This is a genomic window from Amycolatopsis orientalis DSM 43388 (genome assembly GCF_000411975.1).
Classification (GTDB): domain Bacteria; phylum Actinomycetota; class Actinomycetes; order Mycobacteriales; family Pseudonocardiaceae; genus Amycolatopsis; species Amycolatopsis orientalis_D.
Genome location: NZ_ASXG01000015.1, coordinates 56,408 through 72,342, shown reverse-complemented (window position 1 = coordinate 72,342; position 15,935 = coordinate 56,408). Strand labels below are relative to the sequence as shown.

19 protein-coding genes and 1 riboswitch are annotated in these 15,935 nt (G+C 70.4%); of the genes, 6 read left to right on the top strand and 13 right to left on the bottom strand.

Annotated elements, in window-relative coordinates:
- Nucleotides 1-132: 132 nt before the first annotated feature.
- Nucleotides 133-1,029 (bottom strand): Gfo/Idh/MocA family protein, encoded by an 897-nt coding sequence (locus L942_RS01835; protein WP_037353993.1) that lies wholly within the window; start codon nucleotides 1,027-1,029, stop codon nucleotides 133-135.
- 46 nt (nucleotides 1,030-1,075) lie between these two features.
- Nucleotides 1,076-1,202, top strand: a riboswitch (cobalamin riboswitch).
- Nucleotides 1,203-1,219: 17 nt separating this feature from the next.
- Here L942_RS01835 and L942_RS01830 point away from each other — a divergent pair.
- Genes L942_RS01830 through L942_RS01815 form a run of 4 tightly spaced genes read left to right on the top strand, consistent with a single transcriptional unit; the run spans nucleotide 1,220 to nucleotide 5,316 of the window.
- On the top strand, nucleotides 1,220-1,873 hold the full coding sequence (locus tag L942_RS01830) for a hypothetical protein (protein WP_037353991.1): 654 nt from the start codon (nucleotides 1,220-1,222) through the stop codon (nucleotides 1,871-1,873).
- On the top strand, nucleotides 1,860-2,939 hold the full coding sequence (locus L942_RS01825) for a CbiQ family ECF transporter T component (RefSeq protein WP_081654904.1): 1,080 nt from the start codon (nucleotides 1,860-1,862) through the stop codon (nucleotides 2,937-2,939). Before L942_RS01830 ends, L942_RS01825 begins: the two co-directional genes overlap by 14 nt.
- On the top strand, nucleotides 2,936-4,534 hold the full coding sequence (locus L942_RS01820) for an ABC transporter ATP-binding protein (protein WP_037353988.1): 1,599 nt from the start codon (nucleotides 2,936-2,938) through the stop codon (nucleotides 4,532-4,534). The genes L942_RS01825 and L942_RS01820 overlap by 4 nt, the downstream gene beginning before the upstream one ends.
- Nucleotides 4,531-5,316 carry an ECF transporter S component gene (locus tag L942_RS01815; protein WP_037353986.1) on the top strand — a complete coding sequence of 262 codons (786 nt, stop codon included), beginning with the start codon at nucleotides 4,531-4,533 and terminating at the stop codon, nucleotides 5,314-5,316. Before L942_RS01820 ends, L942_RS01815 begins: the two co-directional genes overlap by 4 nt.
- Nucleotides 5,317-5,371: 55 nt before the next feature.
- On the opposite strand, the gene L942_RS01810 is transcribed toward L942_RS01815, so the two are convergent.
- Both L942_RS01810 and L942_RS01805 read right to left on the bottom strand, forming a co-directional pair.
- Nucleotides 5,372-6,232: a 3-hydroxybutyryl-CoA dehydrogenase gene (locus L942_RS01810; RefSeq protein WP_081654903.1), complete on the bottom strand. Its 861-nt coding sequence runs from the start codon at nucleotides 6,230-6,232 to the stop codon at nucleotides 5,372-5,374.
- A gap of 113 nt (nucleotides 6,233-6,345) precedes the next feature.
- Nucleotides 6,346-6,528: a DUF3073 domain-containing protein gene (locus L942_RS01805; RefSeq protein WP_037353984.1), complete on the bottom strand. Its 183-nt coding sequence runs from the start codon at nucleotides 6,526-6,528 to the stop codon at nucleotides 6,346-6,348.
- A gap of 207 nt (nucleotides 6,529-6,735) precedes the next feature.
- Here L942_RS01805 and L942_RS01800 point away from each other — a divergent pair, with 207 nt between their 5' ends.
- Nucleotides 6,736-7,632: a hypothetical protein gene (locus tag L942_RS01800; RefSeq protein ID WP_037353980.1), complete on the top strand. Its 897-nt coding sequence runs from the start codon at nucleotides 6,736-6,738 to the stop codon at nucleotides 7,630-7,632.
- On the opposite strand, the gene L942_RS01795 is transcribed toward L942_RS01800, so the two are convergent.
- The 3 genes from L942_RS01795 to ygfZ are packed head-to-tail and all read right to left on the bottom strand — an operon-like array spanning nucleotide 7,613 to nucleotide 10,291.
- On the bottom strand, nucleotides 7,613-8,557 hold the full coding sequence (locus tag L942_RS01795; RefSeq protein ID WP_037353978.1) for an asparaginase: 945 nt from the start codon (nucleotides 8,555-8,557) through the stop codon (nucleotides 7,613-7,615). The two genes, L942_RS01800 and L942_RS01795, sit on opposite strands and share 20 nt — an antisense overlap.
- Nucleotides 8,554-9,120, bottom strand: a complete 567-nt coding sequence (locus L942_RS01790; RefSeq protein ID WP_037354377.1) for an RsiG family protein — start codon at nucleotides 9,118-9,120, stop codon at nucleotides 8,554-8,556. Before L942_RS01790 ends, L942_RS01795 begins: the two co-directional genes overlap by 4 nt.
- Nucleotides 9,121-9,169: 49 nt before the next feature.
- Nucleotides 9,170-10,291 (bottom strand): CAF17-like 4Fe-4S cluster assembly/insertion protein YgfZ, encoded by a 1,122-nt coding sequence (gene ygfZ, locus L942_RS01785; RefSeq protein ID WP_037353976.1) that lies wholly within the window; start codon nucleotides 10,289-10,291, stop codon nucleotides 9,170-9,172.
- Between the two features lie 31 nt (nucleotides 10,292-10,322).
- On the opposite strand from ygfZ, the gene L942_RS01780 reads away from it, so the two are divergent.
- The gene (locus L942_RS01780; RefSeq protein WP_037353973.1) at nucleotides 10,323-11,168 is read left to right on the top strand and encodes an aminodeoxychorismate lyase; all 846 of its coding nucleotides are present in this window, start codon (nucleotides 10,323-10,325) and stop codon (nucleotides 11,166-11,168) included.
- Here L942_RS01780 and L942_RS01775 read toward each other — a convergent pair.
- The 7 genes from L942_RS01775 to L942_RS01745 all read right to left on the bottom strand — a co-directional run bounded on the left by L942_RS01775 (nucleotide 11,150) and on the right by L942_RS01745 (nucleotide 15,921).
- On the bottom strand, nucleotides 11,150-11,896 hold the full coding sequence (locus L942_RS01775) for an aminoglycoside phosphotransferase family protein (RefSeq protein WP_037353970.1): 747 nt from the start codon (nucleotides 11,894-11,896) through the stop codon (nucleotides 11,150-11,152). The two genes, L942_RS01780 and L942_RS01775, sit on opposite strands and share 19 nt — an antisense overlap.
- Nucleotides 11,889-12,311 carry a hypothetical protein gene (locus L942_RS45175; protein ID WP_037353968.1) on the bottom strand — a complete coding sequence of 141 codons (423 nt, stop codon included), beginning with the start codon at nucleotides 12,309-12,311 and terminating at the stop codon, nucleotides 11,889-11,891. Before L942_RS45175 ends, L942_RS01775 begins: the two co-directional genes overlap by 8 nt.
- Before the next feature lie 2 nt (nucleotides 12,312-12,313).
- Complete coding sequence (locus L942_RS01765; RefSeq protein ID WP_037353967.1) at nucleotides 12,314-13,165, bottom strand: biotin-dependent carboxyltransferase family protein; 852 nt, start codon at nucleotides 13,163-13,165, stop codon at nucleotides 12,314-12,316.
- Nucleotides 13,165-13,767: a 5-oxoprolinase subunit B family protein gene (locus L942_RS01760; RefSeq protein ID WP_037353964.1), complete on the bottom strand. Its 603-nt coding sequence runs from the start codon at nucleotides 13,765-13,767 to the stop codon at nucleotides 13,165-13,167. The genes L942_RS01765 and L942_RS01760 overlap by 1 nt, the downstream gene beginning before the upstream one ends.
- 16 nt (nucleotides 13,768-13,783) lie before the next feature.
- Entirely contained in the window at nucleotides 13,784-14,395 is a 612-nt protein-coding gene (locus L942_RS01755) for an FABP family protein (RefSeq protein ID WP_037353961.1), read from the bottom strand.
- Between the two features lie 384 nt (nucleotides 14,396-14,779).
- Nucleotides 14,780-15,085 carry a DUF1416 domain-containing protein gene (locus tag L942_RS01750; protein ID WP_037353959.1) on the bottom strand — a complete coding sequence of 102 codons (306 nt, stop codon included), beginning with the start codon at nucleotides 15,083-15,085 and terminating at the stop codon, nucleotides 14,780-14,782.
- Nucleotides 15,085-15,921, bottom strand: a complete 837-nt coding sequence (locus L942_RS01745) for a sulfurtransferase (protein ID WP_037353957.1) — start codon at nucleotides 15,919-15,921, stop codon at nucleotides 15,085-15,087. The genes L942_RS01750 and L942_RS01745 overlap by 1 nt, the downstream gene beginning before the upstream one ends.
- Nucleotides 15,922-15,935: the final 14 nt, after the last annotated feature.

The window sequence follows — 15,935 nt, the reverse complement described above, 5'->3', positions numbered from 1 at the left end:
CACGAAGATCCCCACGCTGGGGCGCGCGGAACAGCTCAGGCCACGCGGCCGGAGCGGGCCGTGGCGGAGCACATAGGCATTCCTTCGTCCGAAACGAACTTCCCGCTCATCGTCCCAGACCGGGCAAGCGAATTAACGGTCGAGCGCGGCGCGCGCCTGGTCCACGATCCGAGCCAGGTGTACGCCCCGGCGGACGTCGCAGGGATGCGTGGTCGTTCCGCTCGACACCATCGCGGCGAAATCGTCCAGCAGCGACGTGTACGCCTCGTTCGCGGTGCCGGTGCGGCCGAGCGTGCGGAAACCGTGCTCGCCGAAGACCGAGTACTCGACCACCGTCGGCTGCACCGGCAGGCGCAGGCTGAGCGTCGCGGTGCTCGTGATGCCGCCCTCGTGTTCGAGCAGCAGTTGCCACAGGTCCTCGGGACCGCGGTGCGCGGCGAGGACGTTCGTGATCGGGCCGAGGGCGGCGTCGAGCAGGTCGAACGCGTGCGGGCCGATGTCGGCGAGCGCGCCGCCGGCCGGGTCCTGCCGCCAGGCCGAGGTCGCGTATTTGCCGGCGAGCAGCGCACCGGACAGCCATCGGACGCTGCCGCCTCGCCAGCCGCCAGCCGCGGTGACTCCGTCCAGCCAATCGCGCGTCTGCTGGGCGAACCGCAGCGTCAGCATCACCAGCGAAGCGACGCCCGCGGACGTCACGGCGTCGGCGAGCCGCTGCGCGGTGGCCAGGTCGGCGGCGATCGGTTTCTCCAGGATCAGGTGCTTGCCCGCTTCGGCCGCGCGGGTCGCCAGCTCGGCCTGCACAGTCGGCGGCACCGCGAACGCGAGCGCGTCGACCTGCTCGAACAGCTCGTCCAGATCGCTGGTGGGCACCGCGTCGTAGGCCTGCGCCAGCGCGGTGGCGGCTTCCGGACGCCGGCTCCACACGGCACTGAGCACGGTCCCTGGATGATCGGCGAGCCCGGGAGCGTGCACCGTGGTGGCCCACGGTCCGGTTCCTACGAGGCCGACGCGCAGCTGGTCCTGTCCCACGCCCGGAAGTGTAGGTGTGGCCGCGGTCGCTACCGGCGGGGCCTGCGGTGCGTTAACGTCGACAAGTTCTTCGCCACGAACGGGGGAAGCCGGTGAGAATCCGGCGCTGGCCCGCAACCGTGAGCGGCCCCGGAAGGGACCGCGAGCCGGATCGCCCGTCGTGGTCCGATCGATGCGAGGTTCATCTGACATGCGGTTCGTGCACGCGCGGCACTGGGGGCGAGTCCTCGCCGGCTGCGCTCTTCTCGTCGCCACCGGCCTCGGCGGTGCTTCTTCCGCCTCGGCCACCACGCCCGGCAAGGGCACCGATGGCTACTGCCAGGACGACAACGGCGTCACGGTCATCGTCGATTTCCAGGGGCTGGGCGGCGAAACCCTCATCCGGTGCGCGCCCGGCAAACAGGAAAACGGCGTCACTGCCCTGCAGAACGCTGGCTTCGAACTCACCGGAGCGGGCAAATACGGCCTGGCGGTGATGTGCAAGATCGAGGGCAAACCCGCCGACCAGACGTGCACCGGGATGCCGCCGGAAAAGGCGTCGTGGAGCTTCTGGACCGCCACCAACGGCGGCAAATGGGAGTCGGCGCAGGTCGGTGCGCAGAGCTGGAAGCCGCCCGCCGGAGCGTTCGAGGGCTGGTCGTTCGCGATCGGCAAGTCCTACGCCGAGTATCCGCCGCCGCGCACCGAGCCGGTGCGCAGGGCTGTCGCATACGTCAACCACGCTCCGGCGTCCACTTCGGACAGTGGTTTCCCGTGGGGCGTCGTGATCGGCATCGTGGTCGTCGTGCTGCTCGTGGTGGCCGGGACGGTCGTCGCGGTGCGCCGCCGGCGTGCCGCGGAGTAAGCCGCGAGCGCTCCATCCCGGCGCGTGGTGGGTGTGGGCGCTCGCGCTCGCCGTCGCCGCCAGCCGGACGACGAACCCGGTTCTGCTCGCGCTCGTGATCGCGGTGGCCGGGTTCGTCGTGGTGCTCCGCCGCGGCGACGCGCCTTGGGCACTGGCGTTCCGGATGTACGCCTGGATCGCCGGGGTGATCCTGGCGTCGCGGGTCCTGTTCCGGATCCTGATCGGCGGCGAGGACGGCGGCCACGTCCTGTTCACGCTGCCGACTATCCCGCTGCCGAGCGTCGCGGCCGGCATTCAGCTCCTCGGCCCCACTTCGGCCGAGGAACTGCTGGGCGGGCTGTACGACGGGCTCCGGCTCGCGACGATCGTGCTCTGCGTGGGTGCCGCGAACGCGCTAGCGAATCCGAAACGCCTGCTCAAGGCCGTACCGGGGGCGCTGTATGAGGTAGGCACGGCGGTCACCGTCGCGCTGTCCGTGGCCCCGCAGCTGGTCGAGAGCGTGCAGCGGGTGCGCCGGGCGCGTCGGCTGCGCTCCGGAAAGACGCGCGGCCTGCGGTTCGTGAAAGGGGTCTTCGTGCCGGTGCTCGCCGACGCCATGGACCGGTCGCTGCAGCTCGCGGCGGCCATGGATTCCCGCGGCTACGGACGGCGCGGCTACCTCTCGCCGCGCGTCCGCGTGCTGATCGCGACCTGCGTGCTGGCCGGGCTGGTCGGCGTCGCGGTCGGGGTCTACGGCGTGCTCGACGGGACGGCGTCCTGGCCTGGCGTGCCGATGCTCATCGCCGGTCTGGTGCTGGCCGCCGCCGGATTCGTGCTGGGCGGACGGCGCGTCCAGCGCACGACCTATCGGCCCGACCCGTGGCGGCTGCCGGAAACGCTGGTCGCCCTGTGCGGCGTCGCGACCGCGGTGCTCGTGCTGCTCGCCGACCCGGTTTCGCTGACTACCCCGGCCAGCCCGCTGACCTGGCCGGAGCTGCCGCTGCTGCCGGCCGTCGCGGTGCTGATCAGTGTGCTGCCCGCCTGGTTCGCGCCGCGTCCGGCGCTGGTGTCGGAGGTCGCCCGATGATCGAGTTCTCGCACGTCCGCGTCACTTACGACGGGGCGGATCAGCCGGTGCTCCGGGACGTCGACCTCGAGATCGAAGAAGGCGAACTCTGCCTCGTCGCCGGACGCACCGGAGTCGGCAAGTCGACCTTTCTCGGCACGATCAACGGCTTGGTCCCGCATTTCACCGGCGGCACGCTGGCCGGTCGGGTCAAGGTCGCCGGGCTGGACACCGCGACGCATCCACCGCGCGAACTGGCCTCAGTGGTCGGCGTGGTCGGACAGGACCCGCTGGCCGGATTCGTCACCGACACCGTCGAGGAAGAACTCGCGTACGCGATGGAGCAGCTCGCCGTCGCGCCGGACGTGATGCGCAAGCGCGTCGAGGAAACCCTCGACCTGCTGGGCATCGCCGAGCTCCGTGACCGTCCACTTCGGACGCTTTCCGGCGGGCAGCAGCAACGCGTCGCCATCGGGGCGGTGCTCACCGCGCACCCGAGCGTGCTGGTGCTGGACGAACCGACGTCGGCGCTCGACCCGACCGCGGCCGAGGAAGTCCTGGCCGCGATCACCCGTCTGGTGCACGACTTGGGCACCACGGTCGTCGTCGCCGAGCACCGGATGGAACGCGTCGCGCAGTACGCCGACCGCCTGCTCTACCTGCCCGGCGACGGCACCGTCGTCTCCGGCCCGCCAGCGGAGGTTTTCGCCGATACCGACGTCGCCCCGCCGATCGTCGAGCTGGGGCGGCTGGCGGGTTGGTCGCCGCTGCCGCTCTCGGTCCGTGACGCCCGCCGCCTCGCCCGTCCGCTCCGGGAACGCCTCGCCGAGCGCCGTCAGGCTCCGGTCGCACAAACCACCGCCGAACCGGTCCTCACCGCGAAGGGCGTGCGGGTCCGATACGGCGGGGTGCACGCGGTACGCGGCGTTGACCTGCGGCTGAACCGCGGCGAGGTTGTCGCGCTCATGGGCCGGAACGGCTCGGGCAAGTCCTCGCTGCTGTGGGCGTTGCAGGGCAGCGGTCCTCGATCCGAAGGCACGGTCGACGTCCTCGGCGCGGACCCGAAGACGCTCCGGTCGCGGGCTGCCCGCGCGCGCGTCGGGTTAGTCCCGCAAACTCCGTCCGACCTGCTGTATCTCGATTCGGTCGGAGCGGAATGCCGCCAAGCCGACGTCGAGTCGGAGGTCGCCGCGGGAACCGCCCGGAAGCTTCTCGACCGTCTCGTGCCGGGCATCAACGACGACACCAACCCGCGCGACCTGTCCGAAGGCCAGCGGCTCGCCTTGGTCCTGGCCGTGCAACTCGCCGCCGCGCCGGCGGTCGTGCTGTTGGACGAGCCGACCCGTGGCCTGGACTACCCGGCGAAGCGGCATTTCGCGACCATCCTCGCCGACCTGACCGCCGAGGGACACGCGGTGCTGCTGGCCACCCACGACGTCGAGTTCGTCGCCTCCGCCGCGCATCGCGTCGTGGTTCTCGCCGAGGGCGAAGTGGTCGCCGACGGCCCGACCGCGGACGTCGTCGTGGCCTCGCCCGCCTTCGCGCCGCAGGTGGCGAAGATCCTCGCGCCGGAGCCGTGGCTGACCGTGGACGCGGTGGCGAAGGCGTTAGCGTGACCGACTTCCTGGGCCCGGCCGTCCGCATCCGGCACCGCACGGCGCTGGTGCTGACGGCGGCCGTCGTGGTCGGGTTGGCGATGTTCTGCTGGCCGCTGCTGGCCCGCAGCACCGTCGGCACCTCCGCGCACACGACGGACGCGCCGTTCGTTTTCCTCGTGACGCTGCCGGTGCTGATCCTGATCGTGCTGGCCGAGCTGTCCAGCGGCGGACTCGACGCGAAGGCGCTCGCGCTGCTCGGCGTCCTGTCCGCGGTGAACGCCGCGCTGCGTCCGCTCGGCGCGGGCACCGGCGGGATCGAGCTGGTGTTCTTCCTGCTCGTGCTGGCCGGCCGGGTGTTCGGCCCGGGCTTCGGCTTCGTCCTCGGCTCGACGTCGCTGTTCGCCTCCGCGCTGCTCACCGGTGGGGTCGGGCCGTGGCTGCCGTTCCAGATGCTCGCGTCATCGCTGGTCGGGCTAGGGGCCGGAGTGCTGCCGCGCCGGGCGAAGGGCCGGTGGGAGATCGCGCTGCTGGCGGTCTACGGAGTGCTCGCCGCCTACTTCTACGGCCTCGCGATGAGCATGTTCACTTGGCCGTTCCTGGCGAACCACACCGCACTGGACTTCGTCCCGGGCGGTCCGCTCGGCGAGAACCTGCACCGGTTCCTGGTCTTCACCGTGCTGACCTCGACCCTGGGCTGGGACACCGGCCGCGCGCTCACGAACCTGGTCGCGATCGTCGTGCTGGGCCCGGCGATCCTGACGGTGCTGCGCCGGGCCGCCCGGCGAGCGGCGTTCCGCTGAGCGACGCGCCCGACCTCGCACGGCGGGGAAAAGCCGCTCCGGCTCGCACCGAAAGTCAGGAGTACGAGTAGAACCCGCGGCCGGACTTCTTGCCGAGCAGCCCGGCGTCCACCATGCGCAGCAGCAGCGGCGGGGACGAGTACAGCGGCTCCTTGAACTCCGCGTACATCGAGTCCGCGATCGCCTTGATGGTGTCGAGGCCGATCAGGTCGGACAGCCGCAGCGGACCCATCGGATGCGCCGTGCCCAGCTCCATGCCGCGGTCGATGTCCTCGGCCGAGGCGAAGCCCGATTCGATCATCCGGATCGCCGACAGCAGATACGGCACGAGCAGCGAGTTCACGATGAACCCCGCCCGGTCCTGCGATCGGATCACCGTCTTGCCCAGCGCGCCGGTGGCGTGCTCCTCGGCTCGGCGGGCGGTCTCCTCGCTGGTCAGCAGCGACGGAACCAGCTCGACCAGCGGCAGCACCGGCACCGGGTTGAAAAAGTGGATGCCGACGACCTGCTGCGGACGGCCGGTGGCCATGCCGAGCTTCATGATCGGGATCGACGACGTGTTGGACGCGAACACCGCGTCCTCGCGCTCGACGATCTTGTCCAGCTCCCGGAACACGTCGACCTTGGCCTGCTCCTGTTCCAGGATGGCCTCGACGACGAGATCGCGGTCGGCGAACTCGGCGAGATCGGTGGTGAAGCGCAGCCGCCCGAGTGCCGCCTCGGCGTCCTCGGCGGCCAGTTTGCCGCTTTTGACGCCGCGTTGCAGCGACTTCTCGATGCGCGCCTTGCCCGCGTCGAGGGCGGGCTGGTTCACCTCGGTGACCAGCACGTCCAACCCGGACCTGGCGTGCACCTCGGCGATGCCGGAGCCCATCAGGCCGGCCCCGACCACACCTACTCGTGCGATGTCGCTCACCCGTCCAACTCCTTCGTCAGCTCACCGGCGGTGGTGAGAAACGGGCAGCACACAACGCACGAGGGCGTGCCGGACCTAGGTCCGATCCCGCCCTCGCGTGTCGTGTGCCTGCGTCAACGGCGGTACTCGTCGTACCCGTCGTCGTACGGGTCCTCGTACCGCTTGTCGTCCTCGTGGTTGTCCGAGGAACTACTCGACAGCTCGCGCTGCAAAGCATCGAAATCGGTGTCGTGGGAGCTGTACTTGAGCTCGCGCGCCACCTTCGTCTGCTTGGCCTTAGCCCGGCCGCGCCCCATGGCTCGACCCCCTCGCACAGGGGCGGGGCGGCCGGGGGAATCGGCGGCCCCGCATCGTCTCGACAGTTCTTTCCTGCTGACACCGTACCGTGTCCCGGGGGTTGGATGCGACGTGGCACGGTGTGCTCGTCGTGACAGTGTCCGCCGGACGCCGGTTACCGGCACGTCGATGCCGATCGGCGCTGGTCGGCGTGCCACGATGCTCGGGTGCTCCGACCCTTCGTGGCCTATCTGCGGGTGTACGAACCTCTGCGCGCGCTGGGCGATCCTCCCGCGCAACAGCTGGTCGAGGCCGTTTCCGCGGGCGGGCTCAGCCGGGTCGGGATCGGCGAACGCGAACAGCAGATGTGGCTCAAGTCACAGGCGGCCGCGCCGGTGCGGCTGCTGCCCGCCCAGCTGAGCGACGGACGGCCCTCGCCGAGCCTCGTCACCGACGTGCTCGTGCTCGACCCGGCCGACGTCCCGGCCGGCCATGCGGCGGAGGGCCCGTTCGCGTGCCCGCTCGAACTGCGCGCCCGCTCCGCCGCGGCACTGAGCACCTTCCTCGCCGACGCCGAGCCGGCGTTGCGGATGGCGGTCCTCGAGGCGGGCGGCGTCACCGCGGACCGGGCCCGCGCGCAGACGAAGGCCGCGATGAGCGACCTCACCGCCGCGGCCGCGCACACCCTCACCACCACCTGGACCGTCCCGTTGCCCTGGTTCTCGCTGGTCGACCCGGACGAGCGCAAGCTCGTCCTCGGCAGCGGACCGGCCGACCCGATCCGGGAGGCGTCCTGGCGCACGCCGATGTCGGCGGCGCTGCGCCGCGCGTCCGAGGCCAGCGAGCTGATCGAAACCACCTTCGGCGACTCCGGTCCCGGCCGGGTGCTCGCGCAGACCCGGCAGTGGCTGGAGAGCTTCGACCCGGACTCGATCGTCGAACTCGACTACGGCGGTCTCGTGCAGTTGTTCGCCGATTCGCTGCTCGACGCCGACTCCACCGCGGAGGAGGTCCACGACATCCTCGACGCGCTGCGCACCGGGAACGTCGAGGAGCTGGCCGAGCTGTTTTCGCAGCTGCGCGAGTTCTGGGGCGACCTCGCGGCTAAGGAGCACTCCAACTGACCCGCAGTTCGCCGACCGGCTGACCGCCGCCGAGCACCGGCGGGCGGGCCAGGTCGGAGAGCTCTTCCGGGGTCTCGATGCCCAGGTGCGCGAGCACGGCCATGGCCAGCGGCGCCAAGGCTCGCTTGTTGCCGTCCGCGATCTTGATCGCGCACGCCGTGCCGTCGCCGAGCGTGAACGCCAGGACACCTTCCGCACCGCTCTTCGACAGCAACCCGGGCACCGCCTGCATCAACCGCGTGTCCTCCCGGCCGGTGCCCGCCACCAGCCACGGGTGTGCGCGCATCGCGTCCGCGACTCGGCGCTCCTCGGTTCCTGGCTCGGCCTGAACGAGCTTGCCGAAGGAACGCGCGAGGCCAGTCGGGGAGAACGCGAACAGAGGCGCGCCGCAGCCGTCGACCCCGACCGCGGCGATGGACTCGCCGGTCAGCTCCTCGACTGTCTTCGCGAGCTGGACCTGCAGCGGATGGTCCGGCTGCTGGTAGCCGTCGGTGGGCCAGTCGTTCGCGACGCAGGTGGCGAGCATCGCGGCGTGCTTGCCGGAGCAGTTCATGGTGATCTTCCGCGGCTCGTCGGCCGCGCGTCGGGCGTCCTCGCCGATCGGCAGCTCGGCCGGGCAGGCCAGCGCCGAGGGGCCGAGCCCGGCTCCGGACAGCATCGCCGCGACCCGCTCGAGATGTCCGGTTTCGCCGGAATGAGAAGCGCAGCCCAGCGCCAGGTCCGCGCCGTCGTAGCCGAGCCCGGCGCGGAGCATCCCGACGCCCTGCAGCGGCTTGTTCGCCGAGCGAGGGAAGAAAGGGCTGGTCACGTCGCCCGCGGAGAACTGGACCGAGCCGTCCGGCGCGGTGCCGACGAGACACCCGTGGTGCACGCTCTCGACGAACCCGTTCCGGACGACCTCGACGAGGATCGGCTGGCCGGTCATTCTTCGGCGCGCCCCAGTTCGCTGTCCAGCAGCTGGTCGACCGTGGCCGCCCCGCTGCTGTAGCGCGCCGCGATCTCGGCGTTGAGCGTGTCCATCACGGTCTGGACCTGGCGGCGGAAGGACGACACGGACGCTTCCTCGGCCGCGTAGGTGTCCAGCGCGGCGGCGAGCTTGTCGTCGGAAAGGGAGCCGACGTCGGTGAGTCCGGTGTCGCCGATCAGCGCCTCCGCGTGCCTGCGGTGCTCGCCCGCCCGGGACGGTTCGAGCTGCTGGTGGCGGCCGGAACCGGCGGCCGGGCCGAGCGCGTTGTCGGCGAGGATGGACGCGAGCCGGTCGACGATGCTGGCTTCCCCGCCGGACGAGCGGCGCTCCTGTTCGGCGCGCACGATGTCGATGCGGGCGTGCAGGAGCCGGCGCAGGTAGGACAGATCCGTCTCTTCCTGCGCGGCCTCGTCGCGCCGCTCGCGCAGCACCGGGAGCGGCAAGTCGCCTAATCCGGTGAGATATCCCGGGCCGAGGACGCGGTCGATCCGTCGTCGCCCGCCGGGACGCACTTCGATCACGGGCACATCCTGCTCCACATTCGGCGACGACGCTACCGTCGAGTTCACTTCAGCCCCGTAGTCTCTGCGCTGCTTCCCGTCCGGGCGCCGCGTGCTCGCCCGGCACCGAGTCCGGATCGACAGTGGCCTGGACCACTCGGTCCTCGTCGCCGGCCAGCAGCTCCGCCCCGCCCGGCACCGAGCGTTTGACCAGCGCCAGCGCGATCGGCCCGAGTTCGTGGTGCTGCGCGACCGTGCCGACCCGGCCGACCACGCGCTCGCCGAGCTTCACCGGGTCGCCGGTCTCCGGCGTGATCTCCGGCGAACCGTCGAGATGCAGCAGCGCGAGATACCGCGGCGGGCGGCCGACGTTGTGCACCTTCGCGACGGTTTCCTGACCGCGGTAGCAGCCCTTCGCGACGTGCGCGGCCGAGCCGATCCAGCCGACCTCGTGCGGGATCGTCCGCTCGTCGGTGTCGACGCCGAGCCGCGGATGCCGCGATTCCACCCGCAGCGCGTCGAAGGTCCACGAGCCAGCCGGACGCGCGCCCGCGTCGGTGAGCCGTTGCCACCACTGGGTGAGCTGAGCGCGCGGCACGACCAGGTCCGCGCCCGCTCGCGTCGGCCACGGCATCCGGCGCGCGAAGCCGCCCTCGGGCAGCGCCGCCACCGAATACGGCTCGGTGCCGAGTTCGATGCCGAGCACGCTGTCGGTTTCCGGGCCGAGCACGGTGAGAACGGCCAGTTCTTCCGTCGCGTCGCGAATCTCGACCTTGGACCAGAACTTCATCGCTTCGAGGTACTCGCGCAGGGTTTGCTTGCCGCCCTTGGGCAACGCGCTCGTGGCGACCGGGCCGGGGTCGCTGTCGAGATACACCGTCTCGCCGCTGTGCGCGAGGACGAAATGGGTGTCGACGTGGCCTTGGCTGTCGAGGACGAGCGCTTCGGTGCCGGTGTTCTCGGCGAGTTCGGTGACGTGCTGCGAGATCACCAAATGCAGCCAGGACAAGCGTTCCTCGCCGGTGACGGCGAGGATTTCGCGGTGCGAGCGGTCGATCACGACCACTCCTCGGGCGGCGGTGCGCTGCTCGGCGAACGGATCGCCCCAGTGCCACGGAACTCCGGCTTCCGGATGGCCCTCGGGCGCGGCGACCGCGCGCGGGATTTCGAGCAGCGGCGAGCTGTACGGCATAACCCCAAGCGTAAGTGAGTACCTTGTGAGGATGCGCGTTCTCGCCTTCCTCGACGGTTCACTGGCCGACCCCGAAGCCGCTCACCTCCGGGTGGACGACCTCGGCCTGCTGCGCGGAGACGGGGTGTTCGAAACGATCCTCGTGGCTGTGAAAAAGCCGCGGGAAATGCGTCCGCACCTCGACCGGCTCGCCCGTTCCGCGGCGATGCTCGACCTGCCCGACCCCGACCTCGACGGCTTCGCCCGAGCCGCGCAGGCGGTCGTCGACGCGTGGCAGGGCGGTCCGGAGATCGCGCTGAAACTCGTGTACACGCGGGGTGTCGACGGCGATCCGCAGGGCAAGCCGACGGCGTTCGCGCTGGGACTGGAAGTCGACGAGAAGGTGCTGCGGGCGCGCACCGAAGGCGTTTCCGTGGTGACCCTGGAACGCGGTTTCGGCCCCGAACTCGCCGAGCGCGCCCCGTGGCTTTTGCTCGGTGCGAAAACGGTTTCCTACGCGATGAACATGGCCGCCCTGCGCGAGGCGGCCCGGCGCGGGGCCCAAGATGTGATCTTCACCGCTACCGACGATTCGGTGCTCGAAGGACCGACCTCGACGGTCGTCCTGGCGAAGGAGCGGACGCTCTACACCCCGCCGTCCACTATTGGCATCCTGCCAGGAACGACGCAGTACGCGTTGTTCCGCGGTGCGGAGAAGGCGGGCTGGTCGGTGAAGGTGGAGCCGTTCTCGGTGGACGACTTGCCGCGCGGGGACGGCGTTTTCCTCACGTCGTCAGTGCGGAAGGTGACCCGGGTGCACACGCTGAACGGGACGGCACTGCCGGATTCGACCACGCTGCACGGCGAACTGGTGGCGGCTTACGAGAGCGAGTACTGACCGGCGTTCGCGTCGAGGTACTCGAGGTCCCGCAGATAGACCCGATCGTGTCCGGCCGCGAGGTGGCTCGCGAAGCCCTCGTGGCCGGACGCGGCTTGGGTGCGCATCAGCTGCACTAGGTCGCGCAGCCGGTCGGCAGCCGATTCGATGATTGCCGCGCGGTCGGTCACTCCGTAGCTGTCGCAGAACAGTCTCGCGCGGGCGGCCTGCTCTTCGACCGACCCGAATCCGTCCTCGTTGGCCGGGTGGGTGAGTGGCGCGAACCGGTAGACGGCGTACCCGAGGTCGTGCGAGCGCGGGCCGGGATGCGCGGTGTCGAAATCGATCAGGCCCACGACCTCTTCACCGCGCAGCACGCAGTTGTACGGCGCGAAGTCGCCATGGCAGATGACCTCGGCCGGTTCTCGGTCGGGCAGCATCCAGCCGCCGGGCAGTCCGAGATCTGCGGTCGCGTCGTGGTACCGGCGAAGCAACTTCGCGGCGGAAATAAGCGCGGTGGTCCTGCGGGCCGCCGAGGTCAGCGGGTAGTTGCCGACCTCACCAGGCAGGAACTCCAGCACGTCCGTGTCGCCGACGGCGCCGAAATACCGCGGAGCCTGCCGGAAGCCGGTTTTTTCGAGGTGGCGCAGCAGCGCGGCGACCCGGCCGCTCCACGGTCTGCGCTCGCGCCGGACCGTGTCGCCGACCCGGACGACGGTGTTCAGCCCGCCGGCGAACTTCTCAGCCACTTGCGATGTCCGCCCGAGCAGCCGAAATAAGCACCACCGACGGCGTGACCCCCTCCGCCCGATAAGCGCTGATCTTGTGGTGCCCGTCCACCAACAACGGACGTGTACCGGACAAAACCACCGCCACTGGCCGGTGTCCGGAGCGGATCGCCGTGCGGTAGTACGCGACCCGGGCATCGTCGTCGTCCGGCCAGTCGTTCGCCGGGACCAGGTCGCCGGCCTCGAACCGCTGCGGGCCGCTGACTCGGTAGTGGCCGTCGACGAGCAGCGCCAGCAGTTCGCGGAGGGTTTCCGCCAGCGGGAGGCGTACCTGGCCGGTCGCGAGCGCGATGCGCAGCGACTGCGGCAGCTCCACTCGTCCTCCGGTGTTCAGCTCCAGGAAACCCGCGCCGCCGGTGATCGTTACCCGTTCCACGCTTAGAAGGACGCGCGGAACCGCACCAAGGTTCCGGGGCGTGCTTGCGCGAGTGCGCCGAGTGACGCCCGTCTCACGACCGCGACCACCGGATAACCGCCCGTGGTCGGGTGATCGGCGAGGAACACCAGCGGCAATCCGTTCGGCGGGACCTGGATCGCGCCGGTGAGCACGCCTTCGCTGGGCAATTCCGAATTGGACACTCGACGTAGCGGTGGCCCGTCGAGGCGGACGCCCACTCGGTTGGATTCCGCGGTGACTGTCCACTGTGCGTTGAGCGCGCTCGCGGCGTCGGCGAACCAGTCGTCGCGGGGCCCAAGCAAGACCGGCACGGTCAACTGGGGCGGCACGGAGGAGGCAGCGACCACGTCGGCACCGGACGGAATCCCGCTGACGGGACCGAGCGGGACCGTCGTGCCCGCCTCCAACGGCGAGGGGCCGAGTCCAGAGAGGACATCGGTCGACCGGCTTCCCAGCACCGGCGGCACCGCGATTCCGCCGGACACCGTCAGGTAGCAGCGCAACCCCGACGCGGGGCGGCCGATCGTCAGCGTTTGGCCCGGGCGCAGGGGAATCGGCAGGTGCGAGCTGGTTTCTCGGTCGTCCACCAACACCGCGACCGGCGGCCCGGTCACCGCGGCAGTGCATGACGCGGTCGCCCGGACGGTCAGTCCGCCCAGCACGGTTTCGATCCCGGCGGCGTCCTCGGAGTTGCCGACCAGCCGGTTGCCGAGCCGCAACGCAGTGACGTCGAGAGCCCCCGAAGGTGGGACGCCCAGATGTGCGTAACCGGGACGGCCGAGGTCTTGCACCAGAGCCAGCGAACCGGGCGAGACGATCTCCAAGGCGCGCATCAAACGCTCCGGAACCGAACGCGGAGCCCGGGCGTGAACAACGCCGGTTGCGCGGCCGACGGGTCGAAGAGCGTCGCCTCGGTATGCCCGAGCAACCGCCAGCCACCAGGGGATTCTCGTGGGTAGACGCCGGTGTACTCGTCCGCGATGGCCACCGAGCCAGCGGGGACGCGGGTGCGGGGCGAGGTGAGCCGCGGCTGGTGCAGTTCCGCGGGAAGTCCGGCGAGGTAGCCGAAACCGGGCGCGAAGCCGGTGAACGCGACCGTGTAGACGGCGTTGGTGTGGAGAGTGATGACCTCGTCGACGCTGAGCCCCGCGTCCTCGGCGACCAGGGAGAGGTCTTCGCCGGAGTAGCGCACGTCCAGCACGACTTCGCGCCCGTCTCCAGCCGGTGGATGGGCCAGATCAGCCGAGGCCAGCAAGGAACGCGCAGCTTCCAACGCGCCGGCGGAAGCGACCACCAGCAGCGTGCGGGCCCCGGGCACGATCTCCTCGACGCCGTCCAGCGCGGCTTCGGTGAGGGTCGCCCGGGCCGCGCTCATCTCCTCGAGCGAGGCGCAGTCGAGCAGAGCGGCCTGTTCGCCGTACCGCCGCCAGCGCACGGCGTCTCCCGGAGCCTCAGCCCACCACGCGGCGCAGCAGCGCGGAGGCGTGCGGCTGCATTTCCTGACCGACCATCGCGCGCTCCTCGACGTACCCGAGGTCGCCGTTCACCAGCCCGTACAGCCGCTGCGCGCCGGTGACCTCCTTGGCCGTCGCGGTGCGGAGGACCGCGTCGGTGCCGAGTTCCCAGGCGGTCTGGCTGCGGGGTTTCCCGTAGAACAGCTCGACGATGCCGGAGCTGTGCGTGAGCAGCAGTTCCAGGGTGTCGTCCTCCTGCGGCCGCCAGAACCCGCTCTCGCGGGCGGCCGGCCGCAGCACGCTGCCGTCCTCGTTCAGCAGCCACGAGCGCGCCTCGTGGAACAGGAACGGGCGGCCGTCGTGGGACACGGTCAGCTGCTGGGCGAACTTGATCGGCCCGTCGATGGTCGGGTAGTCGATCTCGCCCTCGCCGCGCCAGACGCCGACGAGCGGCAGCAGCGCGAGGCACGCGTCGTTCAGGTTCGGGCCCTCGCGCAGGTTCGCCGTGTCGTTCGGGATCGGCAGGTCGTCCCACAATGGCAGGTTGCGGTCGCGCGTGCTGGCCGCCCGCTTCTCGGCTGCCGCGATGGCTTCGTCGCCACTCGTCATGCTGATCAGCGCTGGTCGGCGTACAGCCGGTAGACGACGTAGACCGCGAACCACACGGTGGCGATGCCCGCGATGATCAACAGGGTCGTAAACAAGGTCTCCACAGCGAGGACAATAGTCCGCCCCGGCCGATCTGGCGCTGCGCAGGGTCGCGTCGGTGAGGACGGTCACCGCCAGCAGTGCCGCTTCGGTCACCGCCATCGCGCTCCGCGAGCAGGTGGTGAGCGTGCTGCCGTGATCGAGAAGCGGCGACTCCGCGGGCCATTCCCTACCTGTCGCGCGGCGTTCACTGTGCTGGCTGCGTGCCCGTTCGGGCGTCAAGCGTCCCGCGGACGCGAGAAGGGCCCCTCGGAAACCGAGGAGCCCTTCTGCGATAAAGCGTTGTCAGGCAACCGAAATGGCCAGCTGGTGCAGGCCCGGTCCCTCCGCGGTGACGTTGGCCTCGCCGTTGCCCGTGCGGTGCAGTGCGCGCACCGTCCAGGAACCCTCGGCCGCGTAGAAGCGGAAGTCGCCGTCCGCCGAGGACACGACCTCGCCGGCGAAGTCGCCGCCGCCGTCGAGCAGCCGGACGAACGCGCCGCCGACCGGCCCGTCCGCGCCGGTGACCTTGCCCGCTAGCACGACCTGGCCATTGGTGTCGAAGTCCGCCGGGGTCGCGACCTGTGCCGGTGCGCTGCAGCCGTCTGCCATCACTTAGCTCCCAACTCGACCGGAACGCCGACCAGCGAACCGTATTCCGTCCACGAACCGTCGTAGTTCTTCACGTCCTTCTGCCCGAGCAGCTCGTGCAGGGCGAACCAGGCGATCGACGAACGCTCGCCGATGCGGCAGTACGCGATGGTCGGCTTGTTCTCGTCGTAGCCGGCCTCGGCGTAGAGGTCCTTGATCTCCTGCTCGGACTTGAAGGTGCCGTCCTCGTTGGCGACCTTCGCCCACGGCACGTTCAGCGCGCCCGGGATGTGGCCCGGCACCTGCGACTGTTCCTGCGGCAGGTGCGCCGGGGCGAGCAGCTTGCCGGAGAACTCGTCCGGCGAGCGGACGTCGATGTAGTTCTTCGAGCCGATCGACTGGACGACCTCGTCGCGGAATGCGCGCAGCGACAGGTCCTGCTCCTTGGCCTGGTAGTTGGTGGGCTCGCGCTTGACCTCGTCGGAGTTCAGCTCGCGGCCGTCCAGCTCCCACTTCTTGCGGCCGCCGTCGAGCAGCTGCACCTTCTCGTGGCCGTAGAGCTTGAAGTACCAGTACGCGTACGCGGCGAACCAGTTGTTGTTGCCGCCGTAGAGGATCACGCGGTCGTCGTTCGAGATGCCCTTTTCCGACAGGAGCTTCTCGAAGCCCTCCTTGTTGACGAAGTCGCGGCGGACGCCGTCCTGGAGGTCCTTGCGCCAGTCGAGCTTCACCGCGCCGCGGATGTGCCCGTTGTCGTAGGCGGTCGTGTCCTCGTCGACCTCGGCGAACACCACGCCGGGGGTGTCCAGGTTCTCCTCGGCCCACTGGGTGGTGACCAGGACGTCTTCTCGGCTCATGGAGACTGACTCTC

Coding starts and splice junctions, on each gene's coding strand:
- L942_RS01745 (WP_037353957.1), bottom strand. CDS start 15,921: ATGAGCCGAGAAGACGTCCTGGTCACCACCCAGTGGGCCGAGGAGAAC.
- L942_RS01820 (WP_037353988.1), top strand. CDS start 2,936: ATGATCGAGTTCTCGCACGTCCGCGTCACTTACGACGGGGCGGATCAG.
- L942_RS01750 (WP_037353959.1), bottom strand. CDS start 15,085: ATGGCAGACGGCTGCAGCGCACCGGCACAGGTCGCGACCCCGGCGGAC.
- ygfZ (WP_037353976.1), bottom strand. CDS start 10,291: ATGCCGTACAGCTCGCCGCTGCTCGAAATCCCGCGCGCGGTCGCCGCG.
- L942_RS01755 (WP_037353961.1), bottom strand. CDS start 14,395: ATGACGAGTGGCGACGAAGCCATCGCGGCAGCCGAGAAGCGGGCGGCC.
- L942_RS01765 (WP_037353967.1), bottom strand. CDS start 13,165: ATGCGCGCCTTGGAGATCGTCTCGCCCGGTTCGCTGGCTCTGGTGCAA.
- L942_RS01795 (WP_037353978.1), bottom strand. CDS start 8,557: ATGACCGGCCAGCCGATCCTCGTCGAGGTCGTCCGGAACGGGTTCGTC.
- L942_RS01830 (WP_037353991.1), top strand. CDS start 1,220: ATGCGGTTCGTGCACGCGCGGCACTGGGGGCGAGTCCTCGCCGGCTGC.
- L942_RS01780 (WP_037353973.1), top strand. CDS start 10,323: ATGCGCGTTCTCGCCTTCCTCGACGGTTCACTGGCCGACCCCGAAGCC.
- L942_RS01805 (WP_037353984.1), bottom strand. CDS start 6,528: ATGGGGCGCGGCCGGGCTAAGGCCAAGCAGACGAAGGTGGCGCGCGAG.